The 24,257-nt window shown below is 70.6% G+C and carries 28 protein-coding genes; 18 read left to right on the top strand and 10 right to left on the bottom strand.

Features of this window, described 5'->3' with window-relative positions; translation table 11 throughout:
• Positions 1-5: 5 nt before the first annotated feature.
• Entirely contained in the window at positions 6-938 is a 933-nt protein-coding gene (locus tag BLT23_RS32095; protein ID WP_090056864.1) for a carbohydrate kinase family protein, read from the bottom strand.
• Positions 939-1,096: 158 nt separating this feature from the next.
• Between BLT23_RS32095 and BLT23_RS41080 the strand changes: the two genes are divergently transcribed.
• Positions 1,097-1,270, top strand: a complete 174-nt coding sequence (locus tag BLT23_RS41080; RefSeq protein WP_176947017.1) for a hypothetical protein — start codon at positions 1,097-1,099, stop codon at positions 1,268-1,270.
• 69 nt (positions 1,271-1,339) lie between these two features.
• Here BLT23_RS41080 and BLT23_RS32090 read toward each other — a convergent pair whose 3' ends face one another.
• Positions 1,340-1,708, bottom strand: coding sequence for a HesB/IscA family protein (locus BLT23_RS32090; protein ID WP_090056262.1), 369 nt, complete (start codon positions 1,706-1,708; stop codon positions 1,340-1,342).
• Positions 1,709-1,878: 170 nt separating this feature from the next.
• Positions 1,879-2,913, bottom strand: a complete 1,035-nt coding sequence (locus BLT23_RS32085; RefSeq protein WP_090056259.1) for a glycerate kinase family protein — start codon at positions 2,911-2,913, stop codon at positions 1,879-1,881.
• A 42-nt stretch (positions 2,914-2,955) separates the two neighbouring features.
• On the opposite strand from BLT23_RS32085, the gene BLT23_RS32080 reads away from it, so the two are divergent.
• From BLT23_RS32080 to BLT23_RS32070, 3 genes are read left to right on the top strand one after another with little or no spacing between them, the layout of a single operon-like run.
• Complete coding sequence (locus BLT23_RS32080; protein WP_090056256.1) at positions 2,956-3,582, top strand: DUF3043 domain-containing protein; 627 nt, start codon at positions 2,956-2,958, stop codon at positions 3,580-3,582.
• A gap of 6 nt (positions 3,583-3,588) precedes the next feature.
• Positions 3,589-4,203, top strand: a complete 615-nt coding sequence (locus BLT23_RS32075) for a class I SAM-dependent methyltransferase (protein WP_090056252.1) — start codon at positions 3,589-3,591, stop codon at positions 4,201-4,203.
• 32 nt (positions 4,204-4,235) lie between these two features.
• Positions 4,236-5,222 carry an aldo/keto reductase family protein gene (locus tag BLT23_RS32070; RefSeq protein ID WP_090056248.1) on the top strand — a complete coding sequence of 329 codons (987 nt, stop codon included), beginning with the start codon at positions 4,236-4,238 and terminating at the stop codon, positions 5,220-5,222.
• Here the strand turns inward: BLT23_RS32070 and BLT23_RS32065 are convergent, their stop codons facing one another.
• On the bottom strand, positions 5,223-5,423 hold the full coding sequence (locus BLT23_RS32065) for a hypothetical protein (protein ID WP_090056244.1): 201 nt from the start codon (positions 5,421-5,423) through the stop codon (positions 5,223-5,225).
• A gap of 16 nt (positions 5,424-5,439) precedes the next feature.
• On the opposite strand from BLT23_RS32065, the gene cobU reads away from it, so the two are divergent.
• The 3 genes from cobU to cobS are packed head-to-tail and all read left to right on the top strand — an operon-like array spanning position 5,440 to position 7,731.
• Positions 5,440-5,979, top strand: coding sequence for a bifunctional adenosylcobinamide kinase/adenosylcobinamide-phosphate guanylyltransferase (gene cobU / locus BLT23_RS32060; protein WP_090056240.1), 540 nt, complete (start codon positions 5,440-5,442; stop codon positions 5,977-5,979).
• 10 nt (positions 5,980-5,989) lie between these two features.
• On the top strand, positions 5,990-7,033 hold the full coding sequence (gene cobT / locus BLT23_RS32055) for a nicotinate-nucleotide--dimethylbenzimidazole phosphoribosyltransferase (protein WP_090056237.1): 1,044 nt from the start codon (positions 5,990-5,992) through the stop codon (positions 7,031-7,033).
• Positions 7,030-7,731 (top strand): adenosylcobinamide-GDP ribazoletransferase, encoded by a 702-nt coding sequence (gene cobS, locus BLT23_RS32050; RefSeq protein WP_090056233.1) that lies wholly within the window; start codon positions 7,030-7,032, stop codon positions 7,729-7,731. The genes cobT and cobS overlap by 4 nt, the downstream gene beginning before the upstream one ends.
• Here cobS and BLT23_RS32045 read toward each other — a convergent pair.
• Positions 7,728-8,816, bottom strand: coding sequence for a branched-chain amino acid aminotransferase (locus tag BLT23_RS32045; RefSeq protein ID WP_090056229.1), 1,089 nt, complete (start codon positions 8,814-8,816; stop codon positions 7,728-7,730). The genes cobS and BLT23_RS32045 overlap by 4 nt on opposite strands.
• Before the next feature lie 115 nt (positions 8,817-8,931).
• On the opposite strand from BLT23_RS32045, the gene BLT23_RS32040 reads away from it, so the two are divergent.
• Positions 8,932-9,201 (top strand): hypothetical protein, encoded by a 270-nt coding sequence (locus tag BLT23_RS32040; protein ID WP_090056226.1) that lies wholly within the window; start codon positions 8,932-8,934, stop codon positions 9,199-9,201.
• On the opposite strand, the gene BLT23_RS32035 is transcribed toward BLT23_RS32040, so the two are convergent.
• Entirely contained in the window at positions 9,125-10,387 is a 1,263-nt protein-coding gene (locus tag BLT23_RS32035) for an APC family permease (RefSeq protein ID WP_090056222.1), read from the bottom strand. The two genes, BLT23_RS32040 and BLT23_RS32035, sit on opposite strands and share 77 nt — an antisense overlap.
• A gap of 196 nt (positions 10,388-10,583) precedes the next feature.
• Here BLT23_RS32035 and BLT23_RS32030 point away from each other — a divergent pair, with 196 nt between their 5' ends.
• The 3 genes from BLT23_RS32030 to BLT23_RS32020 all read left to right on the top strand — a co-directional run bounded on the left by BLT23_RS32030 (position 10,584) and on the right by BLT23_RS32020 (position 13,641).
• Positions 10,584-12,056, top strand: coding sequence for a leucyl aminopeptidase (locus tag BLT23_RS32030; RefSeq protein ID WP_090056859.1), 1,473 nt, complete (start codon positions 10,584-10,586; stop codon positions 12,054-12,056).
• An 84-nt stretch (positions 12,057-12,140) separates the two neighbouring features.
• Positions 12,141-12,614, top strand: coding sequence for an OsmC family protein (locus BLT23_RS32025; protein ID WP_090056219.1), 474 nt, complete (start codon positions 12,141-12,143; stop codon positions 12,612-12,614).
• A gap of 34 nt (positions 12,615-12,648) precedes the next feature.
• On the top strand, positions 12,649-13,641 hold the full coding sequence (locus BLT23_RS32020) for a helix-turn-helix domain-containing protein (protein ID WP_090056854.1): 993 nt from the start codon (positions 12,649-12,651) through the stop codon (positions 13,639-13,641).
• Here BLT23_RS32020 and BLT23_RS32015 read toward each other — a convergent pair.
• Positions 13,638-13,964 carry an oxidoreductase gene (locus BLT23_RS32015; RefSeq protein WP_090056215.1) on the bottom strand — a complete coding sequence of 109 codons (327 nt, stop codon included), beginning with the start codon at positions 13,962-13,964 and terminating at the stop codon, positions 13,638-13,640. The genes BLT23_RS32020 and BLT23_RS32015 overlap by 4 nt on opposite strands.
• A gap of 182 nt (positions 13,965-14,146) precedes the next feature.
• Between BLT23_RS32015 and lpdA the strand changes: the two genes are divergently transcribed.
• The 6 genes from lpdA to BLT23_RS31985 all read left to right on the top strand — a co-directional run bounded on the left by lpdA (position 14,147) and on the right by BLT23_RS31985 (position 20,182).
• Positions 14,147-15,535, top strand: a complete 1,389-nt coding sequence (gene lpdA, locus BLT23_RS32010) for a dihydrolipoyl dehydrogenase (protein WP_245744415.1) — start codon at positions 14,147-14,149, stop codon at positions 15,533-15,535.
• Positions 15,536-15,585: 50 nt separating this feature from the next.
• Complete coding sequence (sucB, locus tag BLT23_RS32005) at positions 15,586-17,343, top strand: 2-oxoglutarate dehydrogenase, E2 component, dihydrolipoamide succinyltransferase (protein ID WP_090056211.1); 1,758 nt, start codon at positions 15,586-15,588, stop codon at positions 17,341-17,343.
• Between the two features lie 144 nt (positions 17,344-17,487).
• Positions 17,488-18,378 carry a TIGR01777 family oxidoreductase gene (locus tag BLT23_RS32000; protein WP_090056208.1) on the top strand — a complete coding sequence of 297 codons (891 nt, stop codon included), beginning with the start codon at positions 17,488-17,490 and terminating at the stop codon, positions 18,376-18,378.
• A complete protein-coding gene (locus BLT23_RS31995) occupies positions 18,375-18,953 on the top strand; it encodes a phosphatase PAP2 family protein (protein ID WP_090056203.1) in 579 nt (192 codons plus the stop codon). Before BLT23_RS32000 ends, BLT23_RS31995 begins: the two co-directional genes overlap by 4 nt.
• The gene (gene lipB / locus BLT23_RS31990; RefSeq protein ID WP_090056200.1) at positions 18,910-19,638 is read left to right on the top strand and encodes a lipoyl(octanoyl) transferase LipB; all 729 of its coding nucleotides are present in this window, start codon (positions 18,910-18,912) and stop codon (positions 19,636-19,638) included. The genes BLT23_RS31995 and lipB overlap by 44 nt, the downstream gene beginning before the upstream one ends.
• Before the next feature lie 46 nt (positions 19,639-19,684).
• Entirely contained in the window at positions 19,685-20,182 is a 498-nt protein-coding gene (locus BLT23_RS31985) for a hypothetical protein (protein WP_090056195.1), read from the top strand.
• Positions 20,183-20,231: 49 nt separating this feature from the next.
• Here BLT23_RS31985 and BLT23_RS31980 read toward each other — a convergent pair whose 3' ends face one another.
• The 3 genes from BLT23_RS31980 to BLT23_RS31970 form a co-directional block, all read right to left on the bottom strand.
• Positions 20,232-21,164: an LLM class F420-dependent oxidoreductase gene (locus tag BLT23_RS31980; protein WP_090056192.1), complete on the bottom strand. Its 933-nt coding sequence runs from the start codon at positions 21,162-21,164 to the stop codon at positions 20,232-20,234.
• 482 nt (positions 21,165-21,646) lie between these two features.
• Entirely contained in the window at positions 21,647-22,642 is a 996-nt protein-coding gene (locus BLT23_RS31975; RefSeq protein ID WP_176947033.1) for a CaiB/BaiF CoA transferase family protein, read from the bottom strand.
• A complete protein-coding gene (locus BLT23_RS31970; RefSeq protein ID WP_090056186.1) occupies positions 22,639-22,929 on the bottom strand; it encodes an antibiotic biosynthesis monooxygenase family protein in 291 nt (96 codons plus the stop codon). The genes BLT23_RS31975 and BLT23_RS31970 overlap by 4 nt, the downstream gene beginning before the upstream one ends.
• A 95-nt stretch (positions 22,930-23,024) precedes the next feature.
• On the opposite strand from BLT23_RS31970, the gene BLT23_RS31965 reads away from it, so the two are divergent.
• Complete coding sequence (locus tag BLT23_RS31965; RefSeq protein ID WP_090056184.1) at positions 23,025-23,801, top strand: cyclase family protein; 777 nt, start codon at positions 23,025-23,027, stop codon at positions 23,799-23,801.
• Positions 23,802-24,257: the final 456 nt, after the last annotated feature.

The raw sequence follows: 24,257 nt of genomic DNA, 5'->3' as shown, positions 1-24,257 counted from the left end.
GCCGATCATGGCAGGACGGGGGCGATCTCCTCGACGGCCTCGTCACCGAACGCGCCGCGCAGGCGGTCGAGAGCCGCGTCACGGTCCAGCACCCACTCCTGGGTGCCCACGGTCTCGAGCACCTCGACGGCGATCAGCGAGCCGAGCTGGGCGGCGCGTTCGAGACCCAGACCGGCGGTGAAGCCCGCGAGGAAGCCCGCGCGGAAGCCGTCGCCGACACCGGTCGGGTCGGTCTTCGCGACCTCGGGGACGGCGGGGACGTGCAGCGAGAAGCCGTGGCGGTCGACGATCTCGACGCCCTTGGCGCCGAGCGTGGTGACGCGCCTGCCGACGCGGGCCAGGACGTCGGCCTCGTTCCAGCCGGTCTTCTGCAGCAGCAGCTCCCACTCGTAGTCGTTGCTGAAGAGGAACTCGGCGCCGTCGACGAACGCGCGCGCCTGCTCACCGTCCATGCGGGCGAGCTGCTGCGACGGGTCGACGGCGAACCGGTAGCCGCGCTGACGGCACTCCTCGGCGTGGCGGAGCATGGCCGCGGGGTCGTCGGGGCTGATGACGACCAGGTCGATGGCCCCGGCGCGCTCCGCGATCGGCGCGAGCTCGATGTTGCGCGACTCGGCCATCGCGCCCGCGTAGAAGGACGCGATCTGGCACATGTCGTCGTCCGTCGTGCAGACGAACCGCGCGGTGTGCGCGATCTCCGACACGTACACGCCGGACGTGTCGACGCCGTGCCGCTCGAGCCACGAGCGGTAGTCGGCGAAGTCGGCGCCGACTGCTCCGACGAGCACCGGCCGCACGCCGAGCACACCGAGACCGAACGCGATGTTCGCGCCGATGCCGCCGCGCCGGACCACGAGGTCGTCGACCAGGAAGCTCAGCGACACGCGGTCGAGGCGCTCCGCGACCAGCTGGTCCGCGAATCGACCTGGGAAGTGCATCAGATGGTCGGTCGCGATGCTGCCGCACACGGCTACCGGCACGTCGGCTCCTCTTGTTGATGTTGCGATGAGTGATCACTCACCCTGGTGAGTGCGACTCCGAAGACTACCGTTTGGTAGGGCTACCACTGGTCAGAGCGCCGCAATACGGTCAAGTGGTGACGACTCCCGAAGCGACCACGATGAGCGAGCTGATCGACGACTGCGCGCAGCTCCCCTTCGCCCTGACCCACCCCGAGCACCCCCTCCCCGCTGCCCGCGGCGCCGCGCCGTGGCAGGTCGACGAGCGGTGCGCGCACCAGGTGGAGGGCATGGCCGACTACGGCGTCTGACCCGGTCCGCACAGCGTGAGGCCGCGTTCCCCAGCGGTGCGGGAACGCGGCCTCACGTGCGTCGTTGGCTCAGTGGAACGAGTCGCCGCAGGCGCACGACCCGCCGGCGTTCGGGTTGTCGATCGTGAAGCCCTGCTTCTCGATCGTGTCCACGAAGTCGATGACGGCGCCTTCGACGTACGGCGCGCTCATGCGGTCAACGGCGACCTTCATGCCGTTGAAGTCGACCAGCGCGTCACCGTCGAGCGAGCGCTCGTCGAAGAACAGCTGGTAGCGCAGACCCGCGCAGCCGCCGGGCTGGACGGCGATGCGCAGGTGCATGTCGTCGCGGCCCTCCTGGTCGAGAAGCGCCTTCGCCTTGGAGGCGGCCGCGTCGGTCAGCGTCACGCCGTGGCTGGGCGCCTGGGTGGTCGAAGCGGCATCCTGAGCGGTCGTCATGGCTCTCCTAAGAGGTCCTCTGCGGGCGGTTCACCCGTACACAACACGGGCGTGCCCCGCCTTGTTCCACTCCCATGCTCCCACAAGGCCGGGTCGTGGTGCCCGGGTGTCAACTGTCAGGTCGACCACGCTCGAGCCGACCGATATATCAGTTCGACCGAACCCGTGCTCTAACGCGACCACTGGCCGGCGACGTGCCGCGCCGTCGCGATCAGGCTGTTGCGGGCGTCGCCGATCGACTTCTCGACCGAGCCGACGTGCTCGGAGACCGAGTACGCCTCCTGCACGCCCGCCGCTCCCATCTCCCGCCGCCCGACGCTGACCTGGCCCGCGATGGCGAGGCACGGGATGCCGCGGTCGGCCGCACCCGAGGCGACGGCGGTGATGAGCTTGCCGCGCAGCGACTGCCAGTCGAAGCTGCCCTCGCCGGTGATGACGACGTCGGCGTCGTCGAGCGCGGCGTCCAGGCCCGAGAGCTCGCGGACGAGGTTGGCGCCGGACTGCACCGTCGCGCCCAGCGAGAGCAGTGCCGCGCCCAGGCCACCCGCGGCACCGGCACCCGATATATCGGATACGGGCTTGAGCACCTCCATCGCGGCGAGCTTCGCTTCGAGGCGTTCGACGGCCTCGGGGGACGCGCCCTTCTGCGGGCCGAACGTGCGTGCGGCGCCGTGCGGGCCGAGGAGCGGGTTCTCGACGTCGGACGCGGCGACGAGCGATATATCAGTCAGGTCGACGCCGGCGTCGGACAGCGCGGCGAGCATTCCGGCGCCGCCGTCCGTCGTGCCGGAGCCGCCGAGGCCGACGACGATGACGTCGCTGTCCGCGGCCGCCGCCGCGATGATCTCGCCGACACCTCGCGTCGTCGCCGTCTCGCACGACTCGGCACGCCGGTCCGCGGGGATGAGGTGCAGGCCGCACGCCTCGGCGGACTCGACGTAGGCGACGCGGCGGCCGTCGACGTCCGCGCTGAGCCAGCGCGCGCCGACGGGGTCGCCGAGCGGGCCCGTCACGCTGATATATCGGATATCACCGTCGAGGGCGGCGTGCAGGACGTCGACGAAACCGGGACCTCCGTCGGCGAGCGGGCGCTGGACGACGACGTCGCCGGGCTTGGCGTCGGTCCAGCCGGTGGCGATGGCGTCAGCGGCCTCGCGGGCGGTCATGGTGCCGCCGAAGCAGTCCGGAGCAATGAGTACGCGCACCTCGCGAAAGGTACAGAAAGCCCGCTGTCCTACCCTGGTGCCGTGAGGTTCTTGCGCCGCAACTCCGCCGACACCGAAGCCCCGCCCACCGAGGCTGCCGCCGAGGTCGCCGAGTCCACCCGCACCGCGGGCAAGGGCAGGCCCACGCCCAAGCGACGCGAGGCCCAGGCCCGGCGTTCGGGTCCCGTCCCGCCGCCGCCCCGCACCCAGCGCGAGGCGTTCAAGCGCATGCGCGGCAACAAGGTGAGCAAGGAAGAGCGCCGTGCCGCCGCCACCGAGCGCCGGCAGCGGATGATGGCGGGCGAGGACAAGTACCTGCTGCCCCGCGACCGGGGCCCGGTCAAGGCGTACATCCGCGACCTGGTCGACTCGCGGCGCAACCTCATGGGCCTGTTCATGCCGCTCGCGATCCTGGTTTTCGTGGCGTTGCTCACGCCGTCGCTGGCGGTGCAGCGGTACGCGACGCTCGCGACGACGTTCATGCTGATCGCGATGGTCGTCGAGGGCTTCATCCTGGGCCGGATCGTCACGCGCAAGGTGCGGGCGAAGTTCCCCGCGGAGCCGATCAAGGGCATCTCCATCGGCTGGTACTCGTTCATCCGCGCGAGCCAGCTGCGGCGCCTGCGGGTGCCCAAGCCGCGCGTGAAGCCGGGCGAGTCGATCAAGTAGCACCGGGTGCTCCAGCTGCCGGAGAGGCTGCGGTGGGACCACAACGCGTGGTACCGCCGCTGGCTGCTCCGGCAGTTGCCGTCCGGGGCCGGTTCGGCGCTCGACGTCGGCTGCGGGCTGGGCGCACTGGCACGGTCCGTCGATGCCCGCGAGGTCACCGCGATCGACGCCAGCGCGCGCATGATCGAACGCGCGAGCGCGACGAGTGACCGGGTGCGGTGGGTCCACGGCGACGTGCTCACCCACGACCTCGGCCGCTACGACGTCGTCACCGCCGAGGCGAGCCTGCACCACCTGCCGTTGCGGGAGGGTTTGGCCCGGCTCGCCGCGCTGACGGCGCCGGGCGGGCTGCTGGTCGTCGTCGGTCTCTACCGCCTGTCAACACCGGCGGACCGCGCGGTAGAGGCGTTCACGCTGCCCGCGAACGCCGTCGTCGGCCTCGCGAAGGCCGTCAGGGGCACCGGCGGCAAGCCGCACGACCCCGAGATGCCGATGGTGATGACGGCGCCGACGCTGCCGGAGATCCGCGCCGCGGCCGCGGAGATCGTTCCCGGTGCCCGTGTGCGCAGGCGCGTGTTCTGGCGGTACTCGCTGGTCTGGCGGGCACCCGAAAGTCTTTAGCAGCACGAACGATTTCGGCTAAGCTCGGCCGCATGAAGTTCCGTCGTCTCGGCCGCAGCGGCCTGTCCATCAGCGAGATCTCCTACGGCAACTGGCTCACCCACGGCTCCCAGATCGAGGAGGAGCAGGCGCACGCCTGCGTGAAGGCGGCACTGGAGTCGGGGATCACCACCTTCGACACCGCCGACGTCTACGCGAACACCGCCGCGGAGTCGGTGCTCGGCAGGGCGCTCAAGGGCGAGCGGCGGGAGTCCTTGGAGATCCTGACCAAGTGCTACTGGCCGACGGGCCCCGGTGGCCCCAACGACCGCGGTCTCGGCCGCAAGCACATCACGGAGTCGGCCAACGCCTCCTTGAAGCGCCTGCAGACCGACTACCTCGACCTCTACCAGGCCCACCGGTACGACCACTCCGTGCCGCTGGAGGAGACGATGCTGGCGTTCGCCGACCTCGTCCGCCAGGGCAAGGTCCTCTACGTCGGCGTCTCCGAGTGGACCGCCGAGCAGATCACCCGCGGCGCCGAGCTGGCCCGTGAGCTGCGGGTGCCGCTCATCTCGCACCAGCCGCAGTACTCGATGCTGTGGCGCGTCATCGAGCCGCAGGTCGTCCCGGTCTGCGAGCGCGAGGGCATCAGCCAGATCGTCTTCTCCCCCATCGCCCAGGGCATCCTGACCGGCAAGTACCTGCCGGGCGCCGAGGCACCGGCGGGCTCGCGCCTGGCCGACGAGCGCGGCTCGAAGATGATCGAACGCTGGATGCGCGACGACGTGCTCAACGCGGTCCAGAAGCTCAAGCCGATCGCCGAGGGCGCGGGCGTCACGCTGGCGCAGCTCGCCATCGCGTGGGTGCTGAAGAACCCGAACGTCGCGTCCGCGATCATCGGCGCCTCGCGTCCCGAGCAGGTCGTCGAGAACGTCAAGGCCATCGACGTCGAGATCACCGACGACATGCTGAAGGAGATCGACGCGGTCCTCGAGGGCGTCGTCACCGACGACCCGAGGCTCACCGCCCAGGGCTGATCAGCCCGCGGGGTGCAGGCTCATCGGGCCGTACACCTCCGACTCCGCACGCAGCAGCGTGACCTGGTCGACACCGGCGTCGAGCAGGTCACGCCACGCGGCGCCGAACCACTCCTCCGCCTCGGTCTGGTCCGCGAACGTCACATCCGGGCCCGTGACGTCGTGTCCGTGTGCATCCTGGTAGCGCCAGCGGTATTCCATGGACGAAGGCTAACTCTTGTCATCACGCACGCTCGTGCTCGGAGGAGCGCGTTCCGGCAAGTCAGCGCACGCGGAAGGTCTGCTCACCGAAGCGACCGTGACCTACGTCGCCACCGCGCGCCGATATCCGGACGACACGGACTGGGACGACCGCATCGCGCTGCACGTCGCGCGTCGCCCCGCCACCTGGCACACGGTCGAGGCCGCGGCCCCGTCCGACCTGCCCGCCTTGCTCACGGCGACCTCGTACGACGACCCGCCGATCCTGGTCGACGACCTGTCGACGTGGCTGGTCGGCGTGCTCGACGACCACCACGCGTGGGAGGGCAAGGCCCAGGACGCGGTCGAGAGCCACGTCGACGCGCTCGTGCGTTCGGTCGCCACCTGCCGGACGCGGTTGGTGCTGGTGACGGCGGAGGTCGGCCTCGGCGTCATCCCGTCCACGCGTTCAGGCAGACTCTTCCGCGACCACCTCGGCGCGCTCAACGCGCGTGTCGCCGAGGTGTGCGACGAGGTCACGTTGCTCGTCGCGGGCATTCCGCTGAAACTGCGTTAAGGAGCGACAGGTGAGCACCGAGTTCCCGCCGGTTGAACCGCCGGACGAGGCCGTTCTGCGCGAGGCAGAGGCACGGCACGCGGTGCTGACCAAGCCCGTCGGCTCCCTCGGACGGCTGGAGGACCTGGGCAACTGGGTCGCGGCCTGCCAGGGCGTCGTGCCGCCGAAGCCGTTCGTGCGGCCGCGGGTCGTCGTCTTCGCCGGTGACCACGGCGTCACCGCGCAGGGCGTGTCGGCGTACCCGAGCGAGGTCACCGGCCAGATGGTCGCGAACTTCCTCACCGGCGGCGCCGCCGTGAACGTGCTCGCACAGGTCGCGGGTGCCACCGTGCGGGTCGTCGACATGGCCGTGGACGCCGACACCCCCACCGCGGTCAGCACGCACAAGGTGCGCCGGTCGTCCGGGTCGATCGACCGCGAGGACGCGCTGACCCGCGAGCAGTGCGAACTGGCCATCGCGGCCGGCCGGGCGGTCGCCGACGAGGAGGTCGACGCGGGCGCGGACGTGCTGATCGCGGGCGACATGGGCATCGGCAACACGACGCCCGCCGCCGTGCTGATCGCGTCGCTGACCGGGTCGGAGCCCGTCGCGGTCGTCGGGCGCGGCACCGGCATCGACGACCAGGCGTGGATGCGCAAGACGGCGGCGATCCGCGACGCGCTGCGCCGGGCCCGGCTGGTCATCAGCGACCCGACGGCGCTGCTCGCCACTGCCGGTGGCGCGGACATCGCCGCGATGGCCGGGTTCCTCGCCCAGGCCGCCGTGCGCAAGACCCCGGTCCTGCTGGACGGCGTCGTCGTCGGCGCCGCCGCCGTCGTCGCCGAGGAGCTGGCGCCGGGGGCGCGCGAGTGGTGGGTGGCCGGGCACCAGTCGGCGGAGCCCGCCCACGCGATCGCGCTCGGGCACCTCAACCTGAAGCCTCTGCTCGAGTTCGAGATGCGGCTCGGCGAGGGTTCCGGCGCGGTGGCGGCGCTGCCGTTGCTCGTCTCGGCGGTGAAGGTGCTCGCGGAGATGGCGACGTTCGAAAGCGCCGGGATCACGAACAGGGAATGAAGCTCGCGCTCAGCTGGCTGACGGTCCTGCCGCTGCGCGTCGACGACGTCGACCGCACAGCGGCGGGACGGGCCATCGCCTGGACGCCGTTCGTCGGCGTGTTGCTCGGCGCGTTCGCGGTCGTCGCGCTCAAGTTGCTCGCGATATCCAATATATCGGCGCTCGTGGCCGGGTTCCTGGTCGTCGGCGTCGTCGCGCTCGTCACCCGTGGCATGCACGTCGACGGGCTCGCCGACGTCGCCGACGGGCTCGGTTGCTACGGGCCGCCCGAGCGGGCGTTGAAGGTCATGAAGGACGGCGGCGCCGGACCGTTCGGCGTCGTCACGCTCATCGTCGTGCTCGGCGCGCAGGCCGCGGCGATCCCCCACGCCGACTGGGGCGTCGTCGTGCTCGCGTTCGCGACGAGCCGCGCCGCGTTCGGGATCTGCTGCCTGCGAGGTGTGCCCGCCGCACGGCCCGAAGGACTCGGTGCGCTCGTGGCGGGCACACAGCACCCGTTGCTCGTCGCCGGCACGTGGGTGGTGCTGGCGGTCGCGGCGGTTCCGCTCGGGTCACGGGCGGTCGTCGCCGTCGTCGTCGCGGGTGCGCTCGTCTGGCTGCTGGTGAGGCACACGGGGAAGCGGTTCGGCGGCGTCACCGGTGACGTGCTCGGTGCCGCCGCCGAGATCGCGCTCCTGGCCGTGCTGGTGATCGCCTAACCGAGCTTGGTCATCCAGCCGTGGTCGTCGGCGGCGTGGCCGTGCTGGAGGCCGGTCAGGCGCTCGCGCAGCTTCATCGTCACCGGTCCGGTGGCGCCGCCCGCGATGTCGAACTCGCCACCGGCGTGCTTGACGTGGCCGACCGGCGTGATGACCGCGGCCGTGCCGCAGGCGAAGACCTCGGTGAGCTCACCGGAGGCGCTGGCCTTTTCCCACTCGTCGGTCGAGATGCGGCGCTCCTCGACGGTCAGGCCGAGGTCGGAGGCGAGCTGGAGCAGTGAGCTGCGGGTGATGCCGGGCAGCAGCGTGCCGGTCAGCTCCGGGGTGACGACCTTGTCGCCGAAGACGAAGAACAGGTTCATGCCGCCCATCTCCTCGACCCAGCGGCGTTCCACCGCGTCGAGCCAGACGACCTGGTCGCAGCCCTTGTCGGCGGCCTGCGCCTGCGCCACGAGGGACGCGGCGTAGTTGCCGGCGAACTTGGCTGCACCGGTGCCGCCGGGGGCCGCGCGGACGTACTCGGTCGAGAGCCACACGCTCACCGGGCGGATCCCGCCGGAGAAGTAGGAGCCGGCGGGGGAGGCGATCAGCACGTAGAGGTACTCGGACGCGGGTCGCACGCCGAGGCCCTTCTCCGTCGAGATCATGAACGGCCGCAGGTAGAGGGACTCCTCCTCGGCCGAGGGCACCCAGCGGCTGTCGACCGCGAGCAGCTGCCGCACCGAGGAGAGGAAGAGCTCGTCGGGGAGCTCGGGCATCGCCATGCGGCGGGCCGAGAGGCGGAAGCGCTCGGCGTTGGCCGCGGGGCGGAACGACGCGATCGAACCGTCGGGCTGGCGGTACGCCTTGAGCCCTTCGAAGATCGCTTGGCCGTAGTGCAGCACCATTGCCGCGGGGTCCAGCGCGAGGGGGGAGTACGGGCCGACTTCGGCGTCGTGCCAGCCCTGCTCGCGATTCCAGCGGATCGTCACCATGTGGTCGGTGAAGTGCTGCCCGAAGCCCGGCTTCGCAAGTACCTCCGCTACCCGCTCCGGGGTCGCCGGGTGCGGGTGGGGAGTCCGGGTGAAAGGCAACTCGCTCGTCATGGGAGAACGGTAACCCGCAGGTGGGGCTACGGAAAATCGTCTTCCCAAAACTCGGACGTCCTACTAACTCCCACTCCGGCCTCCTGGCAGCTCGGACTCTATAAAGTGCCCTGGCATGACCAAGGAAGAGGGATCTTCGACAGCGGCGGACGTCCGCACCGTCTCCCAGGCGGCGCTGCTGGTGCTGGGGACCGGCATGACGTTGCTCGACGGATGGGTCCTCGGCGGCATCGGCGGAGTCGTCGCCGGGATCGTCTTCGCCGGGGCCTTCCTGGGCGGCTACTACGCCATCAGCCAGGAGAAACCGGCTACGAACGGCCGGGTGTTCGGGCTGGCGGCGTGTGTGCTGGTGACGCTGTTCGTCTTTCTTTCAGCGACGACCTGAGCGCCGCCGTCAGTCCGATGAGGCCGGTGCCCGCGGCCAGTCCCGCGAGGGAGACGAGCAGTGCGGGCACCGGAGTGCTCATCGCCAGCAGCACGGCGAGCCCGAGTCCGAGACAAGCGGTGCGCATGGGCCACGTGCGGTCGTTCTGCAGCAGAACTCGAGCGGACGCGTTGGTGAAGGCGTAGTAGAACAACGTCGCGCACGCCGCGACAGCCAGCGCCAGCGTCAACGGCATGAGCACGACGGCGAGAGCGGACGCGGCGGCAACGACGACCGTCAGCACGACCGGCCTCAGTCGCGTCGGCAGGTCTCCGTCCTCGCTCAAAGCGGTCAACGTGCGGTGCGCGGACGTGAGGACGAAGTGCAGCGCGGCCACTCCGGCCACCGCCGCGCCGATCTGCACCAGCGGCACCAACGCCGACGCGTCCGCCGCGATGAGCGCGTCCCGCAACGGCGCGGGCGACAACGCGAGGCGTGCGCTGCCGAGCTGACGAAGCACACCGGCGCCCACGGCGAGGTACACCACGAGCGACAGTCCGATGAGGACCGGGATCGCGATCCTCAACGCCGCCGGGGAATGCGTCCGCTCACCCCGGTAGGGGGCGGTGACGCGTTCGAAGCCCGCGAACGCCGTGAACAGCAGGCCGGCGACGCCGATGAGCTCGTTCGCGGTGCCCGTCTCCCCCGCCGACGGCACCGGCTCGATCGAGAAGACCGACGCGACGACGAGCGCGAGCACGCCCAGGACCACCACCGACACCGCCGTGCTGACCCGGGGTGTGAAGCGGAACCCGGCCGCCCCGAGCACGGCGGTCATCACGACGAGCGCGAGCGCCCCGAGCACCGGCTGCTCCGGCACGACGTACGTGCCGAACATCAGCGCGACCGCCGCGGCCATCGCGCCTCGTCCGACCAGATGAGCACTCGCTGTCATCCTTGCGGGCCACACGCCGAGCTGCGCCCGTACGTATCCGTAACCGCCCCCGGCGTCCGGGTAGGCCCTGGACTGGTCGGCGGTGGAGAAGGCGGAGCACAGGGCGGCGAGCGCGGCCAGTACCAGCGCCGGGAGCAGCCACCAGCCGGCAAGTCCTGCGGCGGGGGCGAATCCGGCGAAGACCCCGGCACCGAGCACCGCGGGGAGACCGAGCGCGACCGTCGTCACGATCTCGCGAGGCGTGTGGGTCACCGGTACACGTTCTCAGATGCGGCAACCGGCCGTAACCACCCGGTCGAATGATGAGCGGAACGGGCGAATCGCGACTGAGAGCAACTGTGAACGTCACGGATTGCGTCGAACGTGGCGGGCCTCGGCGTCGTGGAGCAGCCTGACCTTTAGCATGGGTCACGATCCCAGCCCTCACACGCACAACCTGGAGCAGCACGTGACAGCCCCGAAGCTGGCCCTCACCGAGGGTGACCTCAGCACCACCGCCGCGGACGCAGTCGTCGTGGGCACCCTGCAGGGTGCGGACGGGCTGGAGCTCGCCCCCGGCTCGGAGGCTGTCGACGCCGCGTTCGACGGTTCCCTGCTCGACGTGCTCGGCACGCTGCGCGCGTCCGGCAAGACCGACGAGCTGGTGAAGGTGCCGACCTTCGGCAAGATCGCCGCCCCGCTCGTGCTGGCCGTCGGCCTCGGCCAGACCGCGGGCGAGGACCAGGTCCGCCGCGCGTCCGGCGTCGCCGCCCGCGCGCTGGCCGGCAAGAAGCGCGCGGTCAACACCCTGGCCGCCGTGCACGTCGGCGCCGCGGCCGAGGGCACGCTGCTCGGCGCCTACTCGTTCACCGAGTACCGGTCCGACAAGGGCGAGGGTCCGGTCGCGAAGGTGGACCTGCACGCCGCCGGTTCCAAGGAGAACAAGGCCGCGCTGAAGGCCGCCGTCGCGATCGCCGACGCCGTCACGACCGCCCGCGACTTCGTCAACACCCCGCCGAACGACCTGTACCCGGCCTCGTTCGCCGACCGCGCCGCCAAGCTCGCCACGGCCGCCGGTCTCGACGTCGAGGTGCTCGACGAGAAGGCGCTCAAGAAGCAGGGCTTCGGCGGCATCCTCGGCGTCGGCGGCGGCTCCACCCGCCAGCCGCGCCTCGTGCGCATCTCCTACAAGGGCGCCAAGGCCACCAAGAAGGTCGCGCTCGTCGGCAAGGGCATCACGTTCGACACCGGCGGCATCTCGATCAAGCCGGCCGCGGGCATGGACGAGATGACCTCGGACATGGCGGGCGCCGCCGCGATCGTCGCCACGATGGTGCTGGCCGCGAAGCTCAAGTACCCGCTGGAGATCACCGCGTCGATCCCGATGGCGGAGAACATGCCGTCCGGTGACGCCTACCGCCCCGGCGACGTGCTGACCATGTACGGCGGCAAGACCGTCGAGGTGCTCAACACCGACGCCGAGGGCCGCCTGATCCTCTCCGACGCCATCGTGCGCGCGTGCGAGGACGGCCCGGACTACCTGATCGAGACCTCGACGCTGACCGGCGCGCAGGTCGTCGCGCTCGGCAAGCGCACCGCGGGCGTCATGGGCTCCGACGAGTTCCGCGACCGGGTCGCCGCCATCGGCACCGCGGTCGGCGAGTCGGCCTGGGCGATGCCGCTGCCCGAGGAGCTGCGCGCGGACCTCGACTCGCGGCTCGCGGACCTCGCGAACGTGACCGGGCACCGCTGGGGCGGCATGCTCGCGGCGGGCCTGTTCCTGCGCGAGTTCGTGGCCGAGGGTGTGCAGTGGGCTCACATCGACGTCGCCGGCCCGGCGTTCCACAACGGCGGCCCGTACGGCTACACCTCGAAGGGCGGCACCGGTGTCCCGGTCCGCACCATCGCGGCCGTGCTGGCGGACATCGCCGCCAAGGGCTGACCGCTTCCGGTCAACGGGCGGGGAACCTCCGGGTTCTCCGCCCGTTCGCTTTCCCCGCGGGCGCGGGCGGGTCAGAATTTCCACATGGGGACGCATCAGTACGAGGTCGACGTCACGTGGACGGGCAACACCGGCAGCGGGACGGCCGGGTACCAGTCCTACGAACGCGCGCACGAGGTCGTGGCCGAGGGCAAGCCGACGATCCCCGGCTCGTCCGACCCGGCGTTCCGCGGCGACCGCTCCCGGTACAACCCCGAGGAGCTGCTGCTCGCGTCGCTGTCGCAGTGCCACATGCTCTGGTACCTGCACCTGGCGTCGGTCAACGGCGTCGTCGTCACCGCCTACCGCGACCACGCGACCGGCACGATGGCCGAGCACCCCGACGGGTCGGGGCGGTTCACCGAGGTGGTCCTCAACCCGGTCGTCACGGTCGCCGATCCCGCGACCCGCGAGACGGCGCAGGCGTTGCACGAGAAGGCGCACTCGATGTGCTTCATCGCCGCGAGCGTCAACTTCCCGGTGCGGCACGAGCCGGTCGTCACAGGAGAAAGTGCTTGAGTCTCAAGCTGCTTGAGACACGACGGTGGTCGTCATGACCACCCCACCGCTGTACCCCATCGGAGACGTCGCGCGCCGCACCGGACTGAGCGTGAGCGCCATCCGGTTCTACGCCGAAGAAGGCGTCGTGAAGCCCACGAGCCACACCGACGGCGGCTACCGGCTCTACGACGTCGAGGCCGTCGCACGGCTGGAGCTCGTGCGAACCCTGCGGGACCTCGGCGCGAGCCTGGAAGACGTGCGGCGGCTGCTGGCCGACGAGACGTCGTTGCAAGACCTCGCCACCACGCATCTCGTGATCGTCGAACGGCAGCTGCGGCACCTCAAGGCCCGGCGGGCGGTGCTGCGGACCATCGTGGGCCAGGAAACCGACGCGCGGCGGATCTCGTTGATGCAGGAGCTCGTGTCAATGTCCGATGAGGACCGTGAACGGCTGCTCGACGAGTTCTGGAACGAGGTCACCGACGGCCTGGACGTGCACCCGGCGTTCGTCGAGCACCTGCACGGCATGCGGCCCGTGCTGCCGGAGGAACCGGACAGCGAGCAGTTGCAGGCGTGGATCGAGCTCGCCGACATGGTGCGGGACGCGGACTTCCGCGCGGAGGTGCGCGAGTTCTTCCACACCGCCTTCGCCTCACCGAAGTCCACCGTCGTCACAAGTCCCGAGATGCTCGCGGGCATGGAGGCGCACCGCGTCGCGCAGATCGAGGCCCGGGACGCCGAACGCGCCGGCGTCGACCCGGACTCGCCGGAGGGCAAGGAGATCGCCGGCCGTCTGCTCGCCACGCTCGCCCGGCTCACGGCCGGGGTGACCGGGCGGGAACCGGACCTCGGCGAGCTGAGGCGGTCGATGACCGAGACCGCTCCCGAGGTGGACGAGCACGCACGGCGGGCCGCCACGCGGTTCGGTGTTCTGCTCGACCGGTACGTCACGCTGACCGAGACGATCAGCGGCAGGCCCGCACCGGATTTCGGTGACGTCGGGGCGAGCGACGAATGGATCGCCGCGGCCGTGTCGGCGCTTTAGCCGTTGCCGAGCTTTTTCTGCCGCGCGGTGTAATCGCGCATGCGCTTCGGGTAACCGACGATTCCCGCGTCGTAGATCGGCATGCCCAGTTTGCGCGCGAACGAACGCGCGGCGTCCGGGGAGGCGACACGGCGGCGGGTCCACTCGCCGTCGTGCGCGACCAGGACCACAGTGGTCTCCGTCACCGTGGTCTTCGGTTCCACGTACGCCTCGACGCCGCGCCGGCTCGCGGCCCACTTCTCGAGGTGGCTGGTGTCCTGGTTGGAGGCCGTCCGCAGCACGCCAGGACGTGGCTTCCTGCGAAAACGGTCGAACAGGCCCATCGGGCACCTCCCAGGCTCGGCACCTCCATGGTGCCAGGTACGGGTGTTATGACCGGGTGAATGATCAGGATCGTGACCTGGTCAGCCCATGCCCGGATCACCGCGCTCCGGCAACTAGTGACAAGATGGCCGCGTACCTCGCGCGCACCCGCGCGTAGTAAGTAATCCCGAGGAGATCCGAAGTGACTTCGCCGGAACTGGAGTCGGCCACCAACGCCGATCTCGTCATCCTCGGCGGTGGTTCAGGCGGCTACGCCTGCGCGTTCCGCGCGGCAGAGCTCGGCCTGTCCGTCGTCCTGGTCGAGAAGGACAAGCTGGGCGGCACCTGCCTGCACCGCGGTTGCATCCCCACCAAGGCGCTGCTGCACGCGGCCGAGGTGGCGGACAACGCGCGTGAAGGCGACCAGTTCGGTGTGAAGTCCTCGCTCGAGGGCATCGACATCGCCGGCGTCAACTCCTACAAGGACGGCGTGATCTCGCGGCTCTACAAGGGTCTGCAGGGTCTCGCGAAGGCCAACAAGGTCACGCTCGTCGAGGGCGCGGGCACGTTCGTCGGGCCGAACGCCGTCGAGGTGAACGGTCAGCGCTACGTCGGCAAGAACGTCGTCCTCGCGACCGGCTCGTACGCCCGCAGCCTCCCCGGTCTGGAGATCGGCGGCCGGGTGGTCACCAGCGACCAGGCGCTCAACCTGGACTTCATCCCGGAGAAGGTCGTCGTCCTCGGCGGCGGCGTCATCGGCGTGGAGTTCGCGAGCGTGTGGCGCTCGTTCGGCGCGGAGGTCACCGTCGTGGAGGCCCTGCCCCGCCTGGTGCCCGCCGAGGACGAGTACGCGTCCAAGCAGCTGGAGCGCGCGTTCCGCAAGCGCGGCATCAAGTTCAAGACCGGCGTGAAGTTCACCGGCGCCACGCAGTCCGGCGACGGTGTGTCGGTCACGCTGGAGAACGGCGACGTCCTCGACGCCGACCTGCTGCTCGTCGCGGTCGGCCGCGGCCCGAACACCGCGGGCCACGGCTACGAGGAGGCCGGCGTCAAGATCGACCGCGGCTTCGTCGTCACCGACGAGCGCCTGCGCACGAACCTGCCGAACGTCTACGCGGTCGGCGACATCGTGCCGGGCCTGCAGCTCGCGCACCGCGGCTTCCAGCAGGGCATCTTCGTGGCCGAGGAGATCGCGGGCCAGAACCCGAAGGTGATCGACGAGGCGGGGATCCCGCGCGTCACCTACTGCAAGCCCGAGGTCGCGTCCGTCGGTCTCACCGAGGCCGCGGCCAAGGAGAAGTACGGCTCCGCCGAGACGTTCGTGTACGACCTCGCGGGCAACGGCAAGAGCCAGATCCTGAAGACGGCGGGCGGCGTGAAGCTCGTCAAGGCGCCCGACGGCCCCGTCGTCGGCATCACCATGGTCGGCGAACGCGTCGGCGAACTGATCGGTGAGGCACAGCTGATCTACAGCTGGGAGGCTTACCCGGACGACGTGGCTCCGCTGATCCACGCCCACCCGACCCAGACTGAAGCCCTCGGCGAGGCGTTCCTCGCCCTGGCCGGCAAGCCGCTGCACGTGCACGGCTGACCGTCCCCACACAAAGTCAGCCACACGAGAGCACGAGGAGTCAGCGAACAATGGCCTTCTCCGTCCAGATGCCCGCACTCGGTGAGAGCGTCACCGAGGGCACGGTCACCCGGTGGTTGAAGCAGGAAGGCGACCGGGTGGAGGTGGACGAGCCGTTGCTCGAGGTGTCCACCGACAAGGTCGACACCGAGATCCCCTCCCCCGCGGCGGGCGTCCTGCAGAAGATCGTCGCCCAGGAGGACGACACCGTCGAGGTCGGCGGCGAGCTCGCGGTCATCGGCGACGGTGACGGCGGTTCCTCCGACTCGGCGCCGGCTCCCGCGCAGGAGGAACCGGCGCAGGAGGAGCCGCAGCAGACGCAGCCGTCCGGCACCCAGCCCTCCGAGGAGGCGCAGGAGGCCCCGGCCCCCGCGCAGTCCGGTGGCGGTTCCGCCGAGGGCACCGACGTCACGATGCCCGCGCTCGGCGAGTCCGTCACCGAGGGCACCGTCACCCGCTGGCTGAAGCAGGTCGGCGACAGCGTCGAGGTCGACGAGCCGCTGCTCGAGGTCTCGACCGACAAGGTCGACACCGAGATCCCGTCGCCGGTCGCGGGCACGCTGCTCGAGATCGTCGCCGGTGAGGACGAGACCGTCGAGGTCGGCGGCAAGCTCGCCGTCGTCGGTTCCGGCAGCCCGGCCCCGCAGTCGGCGCCCGAGCCGGAGTCCAAGCCCGAGCCGAAGCAGGAGGCGCCGAAGCAGGAGTCCGCTCCGGCACCGGCCCCGAAGCAGGAGGCTCCCCGGCAGGAGGCCCCGAAGCAGGAGCCGGCCCCGGCTCAGCAGCAGGCGCCCGCCGCGTCCTCGTCCTCGGACGACGCGAACGGCACGCCGTACGTCACTCCGCTGGTGCGCAAGCTCGCGTCGGAGAACGGCATCGACCTGGCGACGCTGAAGGGCACCGGCGTCGGTGGCCGCATCCGCAAGCAGGACGTGCTCGCCGCCGTCGAGGCCAAGAAGGCCCCGGCTCCGGCGCCCGCTCCCGCCGCCGCTCCTGCCGCCGCGCCCGCCGCCCGCACCGCCGCCCCGGCGCCGGTCGACAACTCGGGCAAGCGCGGCACCGTGCAGAAGCTCCCGCGCCTGCGCCAGATCGTCGCGCAGCGCACGCGCGAGTCGCTGCAGATGTCGGCCCAGCTCACCCAGGTATTCGAGGTCGACGTCACCAAGATCGCCCGCCTGCGCAACCAGGCGAAGAAGGCGTTCGAGGCGCGTGAGGGCGTGAAGCTCACGTTCCTGCCGTTCTTCGCCAAGGCCGCCATCGAGGCGCTCAAGGCCCACCCGGTGCTCAACGCGTCGATCGACGAGGAGCGCAAGGAGGTCACCTACCACGGTGCCGAGCACCTCGGCATGGCGATCGACACGGAGCGCGGCCTGCTCAACGCCGTGATCCACAACGCCGGTGACCTGAACCTGTCGGGCATCGCCCACAAGATCGGCGACCTGGCGACGCGCGCCCGTTCGAACAAGCTCACCCCGGACGAGCTCACCGGCGGCACGTTCTCGCTGACCAACCTGGGCAGCAACGGCGCCCTCTTCGACACCCCGATCATCCAGCAGCCGCAGGTCGGCATCCTGGGCGTCGGCGTCGTCAAGAAGCGCCCGGTCGTCATCACCGACGAGAGCGGCGACGACACCATCGCGATCCGCTCGATGATGTACCTCGCGCTCACCTACGACCACCGCCTGGTCGACGGTGCGGACGCGGGCCGCTTCCTCACGACGGTGAAGAACCGTCTGGAGGAGGGCGCGTTCGAGGCCGACCTGGGTCTCTGACGCCGCTGAGCAGCACTGATATCCGATATATCGGATCTTGACCGAAGGCCACCCCGGACCACCGGGGTGGCCTTCGGCACATCACGGGTCCGATATGCGTCTTTTGGCTGTGCAGGTGGCGAGGCGGTGCGGAACGATCTACCCATGCGAGTTGCCATCGCGGGATCGTCGGGCCTGATCGGAACGAGCCTGGTGGCGTCGATGCGCGCCGCCGGTCACGAGGTGCTGCGGCTGGTGCGCCGCAAGGCCGCCGCCCCCGACGAGCGCAGCTGGGACCCGTACGCCGGGCGCATCGACGACGGCACCTTCGACGGTGTCGGCGCCGTCATCAACCTGTGCGGCGCGGGCATCGGCGACAAGCGCTGGGACGACGCCCGCAAGCAGGTGCTGCACGACAGCCGCGTCGTGCCGGCCGAGGTGCTGTCGGCGGCGGTCGTCGAGCACGGCGTGCCGGCGTTGATCAACGCCTCCGGCGCGCACTTCTACGGCGACACCGGCTCGCGGATCGTGGACGAGGACGCGCCGCTGGGAGACATGTACCTGTCGCGGCTGACCCGGGACTGGGAGGCGGCGACGTCCGCGGCCCGGGAAGGCGGCGTGCGGGTCGTGCTGATGCGCACCGCCGTCGTCATCTCGCCCTCGGGCGGTGTGTTCGGCCGGTTGAAGCCGGTGTTCCAGTTCTTCCTCGGCGGCAAGCTCGGCACCGGCGAGCAGTACTTCCCGTGGATCTCGCTGGACGACGTCGTGTCCGCCTACCGGTTCGTCACCGAGCACGACGAGATCAGCGGCCCGGTCAACGTCGTCGCGCCGACACCGGCGACGAACGCCGAGTTCACCAAGGCCGTCGGCCACGCCTTGAAGCGTCCGACGCCGTGGACGGTGCCGTCGTTCGCGTTGAAGACGTTGCTCGGCGGCGAGATGGCGCACGAGCTGCTGCTGGCCGCGCCGGGGCTCACGCCGAAGGTCCTGGAAAGCCACGGGTTCACGTTCATGCACCCCTCGTTGCCGTCCGCGCTGACGGCGGCGGTCGCATGACCCGTGCGCTCGCGGCGGTGCTGGTGATCTCGTGGGTCCTGCTGGGACTGCCCGAGGTGACAGCGCTGGACGCCTGGGTGCACGAGTCACTGCCGCGCCCGGAGTGGCTGCGGGACGTCGCGTTCGTCGTGAGCCTCGTGCTCGGGCCGACGCTCGGGTGGTCGTTCGCGGCGGTGTTGTTCGTGCTCGCCTGGCGGCGGCGCGACGTGCGGCTGTGGAAGGCGCTGGCGCTGCACGGGTTGTGCTGCGCGACGCTGCTGACGAGGTTCCTGTTCGACCGCGTCCGGCCCGTCGAGTACCACCTGCCGAGCTATCCGAGCGGGCACACGATCGCGGTGGCCTCGACGGCGTTCACGCTGGTGGTGCTGCTCGGACGTGGCGTCCTGTGGTCGGTTCTCGCGGTGCTGGTGGCCGGGTTCGCGCGGATCGTGCTGGAGAGGCACTGGGTCACCGACGTGATCGGCGCGGTGCTGGGTGTGACGGGGGTCGGACTCTTGGCCGCCACCGCGCTGGGGTTGGTAACGTCGGGTCGTGAACTCGTCCCGCACCTCGTCAGACCCCGTCGTCGTCCGTGAGCTGGGGCTCATCGACTACATGGCGGCGTGGGACCTCCAGAAGGAGATCGCGGAGGAACGCGCGAACGGCACCGGCCCGGACACGCTCCTGCTGCTCGAGCACCCGCCCGTCTACACGTGCGGCCGGCGCACCCTTGACGAGGAGCGCCCGCGCGGGAGCGGCACGCCGGTCATCGACGTCGACCGCGGCGGCAAGATCACCTGGCACGGTCCTGGGCAGCTGGTCGGCTACCCGATCGTGAAGCTGGCGGAGCCGATGGACGTCGTCGACTACGTCCGCCGCGTCGAGCAGGGCCTCATCGAGGTCTGCGACCGGCTCGGCGTGCACACCGGCCGGGTCGAGGGCCGCAGCGGCGTGTGGCTGCCCGCCGACGACCGCGGCCCCGAGCGCAAGGTCGCCGCCATCGGCATCCGCGTGCAGCGCGGCGTGACCATGCACGGCTTCGAGATCAACTGCAACGCGAGCCTCGACGCGTTCGGCGACATCATCCCGTGCGGCATCGCGGACGCGGGCGTCGCTTCGCTCTCGCACGAACTGGGCAGGGACGTGACGGTCGCCGAGGTGCTGCCGATGGCCCGTGACGCTGTGCTGGCGGCGCTCGACGGCACTCTCCCCCTGACGGACCGCACTTTGACCCGCTCTGGCCCCGTCGCTCCGGGTATCACCTTCGCTAGCATTCCGTAACCCTGCGGCGGGGAACCGCGGGCATCGCTTGCGGAGGGGGTGCGTCGTGGAACTGTCCCGACGCCAGTTGTTCACGGCTGCCGGTGTCACGGTCACGGCACTGGCAGGCGGCTTCACCTTCGGCGGACAGGCGGTCGCCGCTCCCGTGCGGACCTGGTCGGGTGAGATCCAGGTCGGCGACTGGGAGCGCTTCTACCTCGGCCTCGACGGCGGCGCGCACCAGAAGGCGCTGACCGCGCTCGGCATCGCGCACCGCGACGGCGTCCACGCCGACGAGCCGTACCTGCTCGTGCCCGTCGAGGCCGTCCGGCGGGCCGCCCTCGACTTCGACGACCACGCCGCCGCCGACGTGCTGCGCGACCGCTTCGGCCTCGACACGCCGTCGATGCTCGGACGCGGCCTGCGGCTGGTGCTCGGCGAGGACGGTCTGGAAAAGCGCTACTTCGACGACCCGGCGCTGCAACTGCGATATATCGGACGCCGGCGTCGCTTCGCGCAGCACGTGCTGCCGACGCCGTCGTCCGTCCGCGCCGCCCTGAGCTGATATCCCGTATATCGCATCCGATATACGGGATCGACTGATATCCGATATATCAGGTCAGCTGCGGTGCGACGTCCATCGCGATGTCGTTGAGGTGGTCGAGGTCGGCGAGGTCGAGGATCTGCAGGTAGACGCGCTGGATGCCGGTCGCGTCACGCCACTGGCCGATGCGGTCGACGACCTCCGCCGGGGAGCCGGCCAAGCCGTTCTTCTTGAGTTCGTCCACCTCGCGCCCGATCGCCGCGGCACGGCGGGCGACGTCGGCGTCGGTGCGCCCGACGCACGCGACGAGCGCGGCGGAACGAATGATCTCGCTGGGATCGCGGTCCATCTCGGCGCACGCGGCGTCGACACGAGCGAACTGCTCGACGGCTTTGTCGATGCCGACGAACGGCAGGTTGAACTCGGTCGCGTAGGACGCCGCCAGCGCCGGGGTCCTGCGAGCGCCTGTGCCACCGATCAACACCGGGACGTGCTCCTGCGCCGGCTTGGGCAACGCGGGCGCGTCGGTGAGCGAGTAGTGCTTGCCCTCGAACGAGAACGTGCCGCCGAGCGGCGTCTCCCACAGCCCGGTGATGATCGCGAGCTGTTCCTCGTAGCGCTCGAAGCGCTCCCCCACCGCCGGGAACGGGATGCCGTAGGCGGTGTGCTCGGCCTCGTACCACCCGGCGCCGATGCCGAACTCCACGCGGCCACCGGACATCTGGTCGACCTGGGCGACGCTGATGGCGAGCGGTCCCGGGTAGCGGAACGTCGCGGCGGTCATCAGCGTGCCGAGGCGGATGCGGGACGTGTCCCTGGCAAGACCCGCGAAGGTGATCCAGGGATCGGTCGGGCCGGGCAACCCGTCGGCGGACCCCATCTTCAGGTAATGGTCGGAGCGGAAGAACGCGCCGTAGCCGGCGTCCTCCGCCGTCCGCGCCACGCGGAGCAGGTCGTCGTAGCTCGCGCCCTGCTGGGGCTCGGTGAAGATGCGCAGTTCCACGGAGACCCAATCTAGTCGGCGGCAGGGCACGCCGCCGAGTGGGTGCTGGTGGGTGAGCAGGCGCGGTGGGCGCGCTTGTGGGAGGTGGGGATGGGTGCGCGGGCAGGGACGGGCCGGGGTGGAGCTGGGCGGAGCGGGCTGGGAGGAGCGGGGCCGGGAGGAGCAAGGGCCGGGCAGGACCGGGCCAGGCGGAGCGGGCCAGGCGGAGCGGGCAGCGGCGGGCGGAGCGGGACTGGGAGGAGCCGAGCCGAGCGGAGCAGGCCCGGACGAGGCGGAGCCGAGCAGGACCGGGCCGGGTGGAGCGGGCAGCGGGCGGGGCGGGGCCGGCAGGTGGTGGCCTGGAGGCCGCCTGGTGCAGCTACGCCGCCCGGCTACTCCGCCAGCCCGGCTGCTCCGTCCGCGCTCCCCCACCAGCCTGCCTACTCAGTCCCCCGGCTACCACGTCCCCGACCACTCCGCCTGCCCGGCCACACCACCGCCTGCTACGACGAGAAGCGGGGTGCCGGGACGGCGGCGCCGTCCGGGGTGAACACGCCTCGGGCCGTCAGGTGTGGGTGTGACGTGGCTTCGTCCAGTGTCAGCACCGGCGTCACGCACGCGTCGGAGGAGGCGAACACCTCGGCCCACTCGTCGCGGGTGCGGGTGGAGAAGGCGTCGGCGAACGCCTTGCGCAGCAAGGGCCAGCCGTCGCGGTCGTGCTGGGGTGGGAGGCCCGCGTCGGTCAGGTCGAGGCCGGCCAGCAGGAGGGCGTAGAACTGCGGTTCTAGTGATCCGACCGCTACGGAGCGGCCGTCGGCGCACTCGTAGGTCGCGTAGAACGGGCAGCCGCCGTCGAGGAGGTTCGCGTCGGGGGTGTCCTCCCAGACCGACTGGGCCTTCATCGACCAGATCATCTGGGCCAGCGAGGCGACGCCGTCGACGATCGCGGCGTCGACCACCTGGCCTCGGCCGGTGCGGTGGCGTTCCCAGAGGGCCGAGAGCACGCCCAGCACCAGGTAGAGGGATCCGCCGCCGAAGTCGCCGACCAAGTTCAGCGGGGGTTTGCCTATGGCGTGCAGGATTCCGGTGACCGACAGGTAGTTGATGTCGTGGCCGGCTCGTTGGGCCAGCGGGCCGTCCTGGCCCCAGCCGGTCATGCGCGCGTAGACGAGTCTTGGGTTCACCGCGAGGCAGTCGGACGGGCCCAAGCCCAGGCGTTCCAGGACTCCCGGGCGGAAACCCTCGATGACGACGTCGGCCTCCGACACGAGTGCCAGTACGGCGGCGCGGCCCTCGGGGGACTTGAGGTCCGCGGAGACCGAACGCCTGCCGCGCAACAGGAAGTCGCGGGAGGCGTCCGGTACCACGGACAGGCCGCCGGACGGGCGTTCCACGCGGGTGACCTCCGCGCCGAGATCGGCGAGCAGCATCGCGCCGTGCGGGCCGGGGCCGATGCCGCCGAACTCGACCACCCGCAGGCCCTCCAGCGGGGCCATCAGGCTTCGAACGACAGGCGCGGGCTGAAGATCGCGCCGGTGGACTCCGCCAGGCCGCGCATCGCCTTGGCGTGGTTGCCGAAGTCCGGGTGGGCGAGCGCGGCGCGCAGGGCGTCGGCGCTCTCCCAGAGGGCGATGTTGATGTAGGAGGCCGGGTCGTCGAGCTGGCGCGACAGCGTGTATCTGATCAGGCCCGGCTGCTCGCGCAGGAAGGCGGCCGTCTCGTCGAAAGCCTTCTCGAACTCCTCGGGGTCACCGGTGAGGGTGAAGCGGTTGACGAAGGTGATCATGAGGTGGCTCCTCCGGAAAAGCGGTGCAAGACTGGGAAAACCATGCCCACCGCGTCTTGAGACGTGCTCAAGGAACGCCCGCCACGCTCAGCGTCATGCGCATCATCGATCTGTCTTCCCACATCGACGCATCCGCGTACGAAGCGGACCCGGTGACGCACGAGGTGCTCACCGCCGCACAGGGTGCCGAGCACATGGCCGAGCAGCTGAAGGCGCGGCTGGGCATCGAGTTCGACGTGTCCGTGCTGCGGGACTCGGAGTTCCTCACGCTGGACCGGATCAGCCTGACCTCGCACACCGGGACGCACGTCGACGCGCCGTCGCACTACGGCTCGAAGACCACGTACGGCACCGGGGTTCCCCGGCACATCGACGAGATGCCGCTGGAGTGGTTCCACAACCCCGGCGTGAAGCTCGACGTCCGCGGGCACGGCACCGGCGTGATCGGGCCGGAGGTGCTGGAGAAGGAGTTCGCGCGCATCGGGTACACGCCGAAGCCGATGGACATCGTCATCCTCGACACCGGTGCCGCCGAGCACGCGGGCACCCAGACCTACTTCACCGACTACACCGGTCTCGACGGTCCCGCGACGAACCTGTTGCTGGACCTGGGGGTCAAGGTGATCGCGACCGACGCGTTCAGCCTGGACGCGCCGTTCCCGGACATCGTCAAGCGGTACCTGGCGACGAAGGACCAGGGCGTGCTGTGGCCTGCGCACTTCGCCGGCCGCGACCGCGAGTACTGCCAGATCGAGCGGCTGTCGAACCTGGAGGCGTTGCCGGACTTCGGTTTCACCGTCGTCGCGTTCCCGGTCAAGATCAAGGGCGCCGGTGCCGGCTGGACTCGTGCGGTGGCCCTGCTCGACGACTGAACCACGACGACCGGCAACGACGACCGGTGCTCAAGTGAGAGCTGAATCACCACACCTACTTTCGTGGGCATGGAAAACAGCGACATATGGCCACCGGAGAACGAAGACCACATCGTCCGCGGAATCGACTGAACACCGCCAAAGGGCCGCCCACCGCACATCTGAACCGCTCCCCGGAAGTTGGACTGGGAATCCAGTTCCGACTCTCCGGGGAGTGGTTCGTTGCGTCCACAGAGTTCGTTGTCTGAGCAGCAGCGGGAGTCCGCTGTTGCGTTGTTCGAGGCCGGGTATGGCAGAGATGCTGTCGCGACCCGGTTGGAGGTGTCCGCGGCGGCGGTGCGACGCTTGCACGATCGTTGGAGGTTGTGGAGCGCGGGAGCGCTGATGGACAAGCCGGACAGACGGTCGTTCACCTTCGAGTTCAAGCTCGAGGTCGTGCGTCGCTATGTCAGCGGT

Source organism: Lentzea fradiae (genome assembly GCF_900100955.1).
In the GTDB taxonomy this organism is placed as follows: Bacteria; Actinomycetota; Actinomycetes; order Mycobacteriales; family Pseudonocardiaceae; genus Lentzea; species Lentzea fradiae.
Note: the sequence above shows the minus strand (reverse complement) of the source record. Positions and strands in the feature narration are given on the sequence as shown.

Bases quoted from the DNA above. Each gene is read 5' to 3' on its own strand.
- BLT23_RS32095 (WP_090056864.1), bottom strand. From the start codon at position 938: ATGCACTTCCCAGGTCGATTCGCGGACCAGCTGGTCGCGGAGCGCCTC.
- BLT23_RS32090 (WP_090056262.1), bottom strand. From the start codon at position 1,708: ATGACGACCGCTCAGGATGCCGCTTCGACCACCCAGGCGCCCAGCCAC.
- BLT23_RS32070 (WP_090056248.1), top strand. From the start codon at position 4,236: ATGAAGTTCCGTCGTCTCGGCCGCAGCGGCCTGTCCATCAGCGAGATC.
- BLT23_RS32065 (WP_090056244.1), bottom strand. From the start codon at position 5,423: ATGGAATACCGCTGGCGCTACCAGGATGCACACGGACACGACGTCACG.
- cobS (WP_090056233.1), top strand. From the start codon at position 7,030: ATGAAGCTCGCGCTCAGCTGGCTGACGGTCCTGCCGCTGCGCGTCGAC.
- BLT23_RS32045 (WP_090056229.1), bottom strand. From the start codon at position 8,816: ATGACGAGCGAGTTGCCTTTCACCCGGACTCCCCACCCGCACCCGGCG.
- BLT23_RS32040 (WP_090056226.1), top strand. From the start codon at position 8,932: ATGACCAAGGAAGAGGGATCTTCGACAGCGGCGGACGTCCGCACCGTC.
- BLT23_RS32025 (WP_090056219.1), top strand. From the start codon at position 12,141: ATGGGGACGCATCAGTACGAGGTCGACGTCACGTGGACGGGCAACACC.
- BLT23_RS32020 (WP_090056854.1), top strand. From the start codon at position 12,649: ATGACCACCCCACCGCTGTACCCCATCGGAGACGTCGCGCGCCGCACC.
- BLT23_RS32015 (WP_090056215.1), bottom strand. From the start codon at position 13,964: ATGGGCCTGTTCGACCGTTTTCGCAGGAAGCCACGTCCTGGCGTGCTG.
- sucB (WP_090056211.1), top strand. From the start codon at position 15,586: ATGGCCTTCTCCGTCCAGATGCCCGCACTCGGTGAGAGCGTCACCGAG.
- BLT23_RS32000 (WP_090056208.1), top strand. From the start codon at position 17,488: ATGCGAGTTGCCATCGCGGGATCGTCGGGCCTGATCGGAACGAGCCTG.
- BLT23_RS31995 (WP_090056203.1), top strand. From the start codon at position 18,375: ATGACCCGTGCGCTCGCGGCGGTGCTGGTGATCTCGTGGGTCCTGCTG.
- BLT23_RS31970 (WP_090056186.1), bottom strand. From the start codon at position 22,929: ATGATCACCTTCGTCAACCGCTTCACCCTCACCGGTGACCCCGAGGAG.
- BLT23_RS31965 (WP_090056184.1), top strand. From the start codon at position 23,025: ATGCGCATCATCGATCTGTCTTCCCACATCGACGCATCCGCGTACGAA.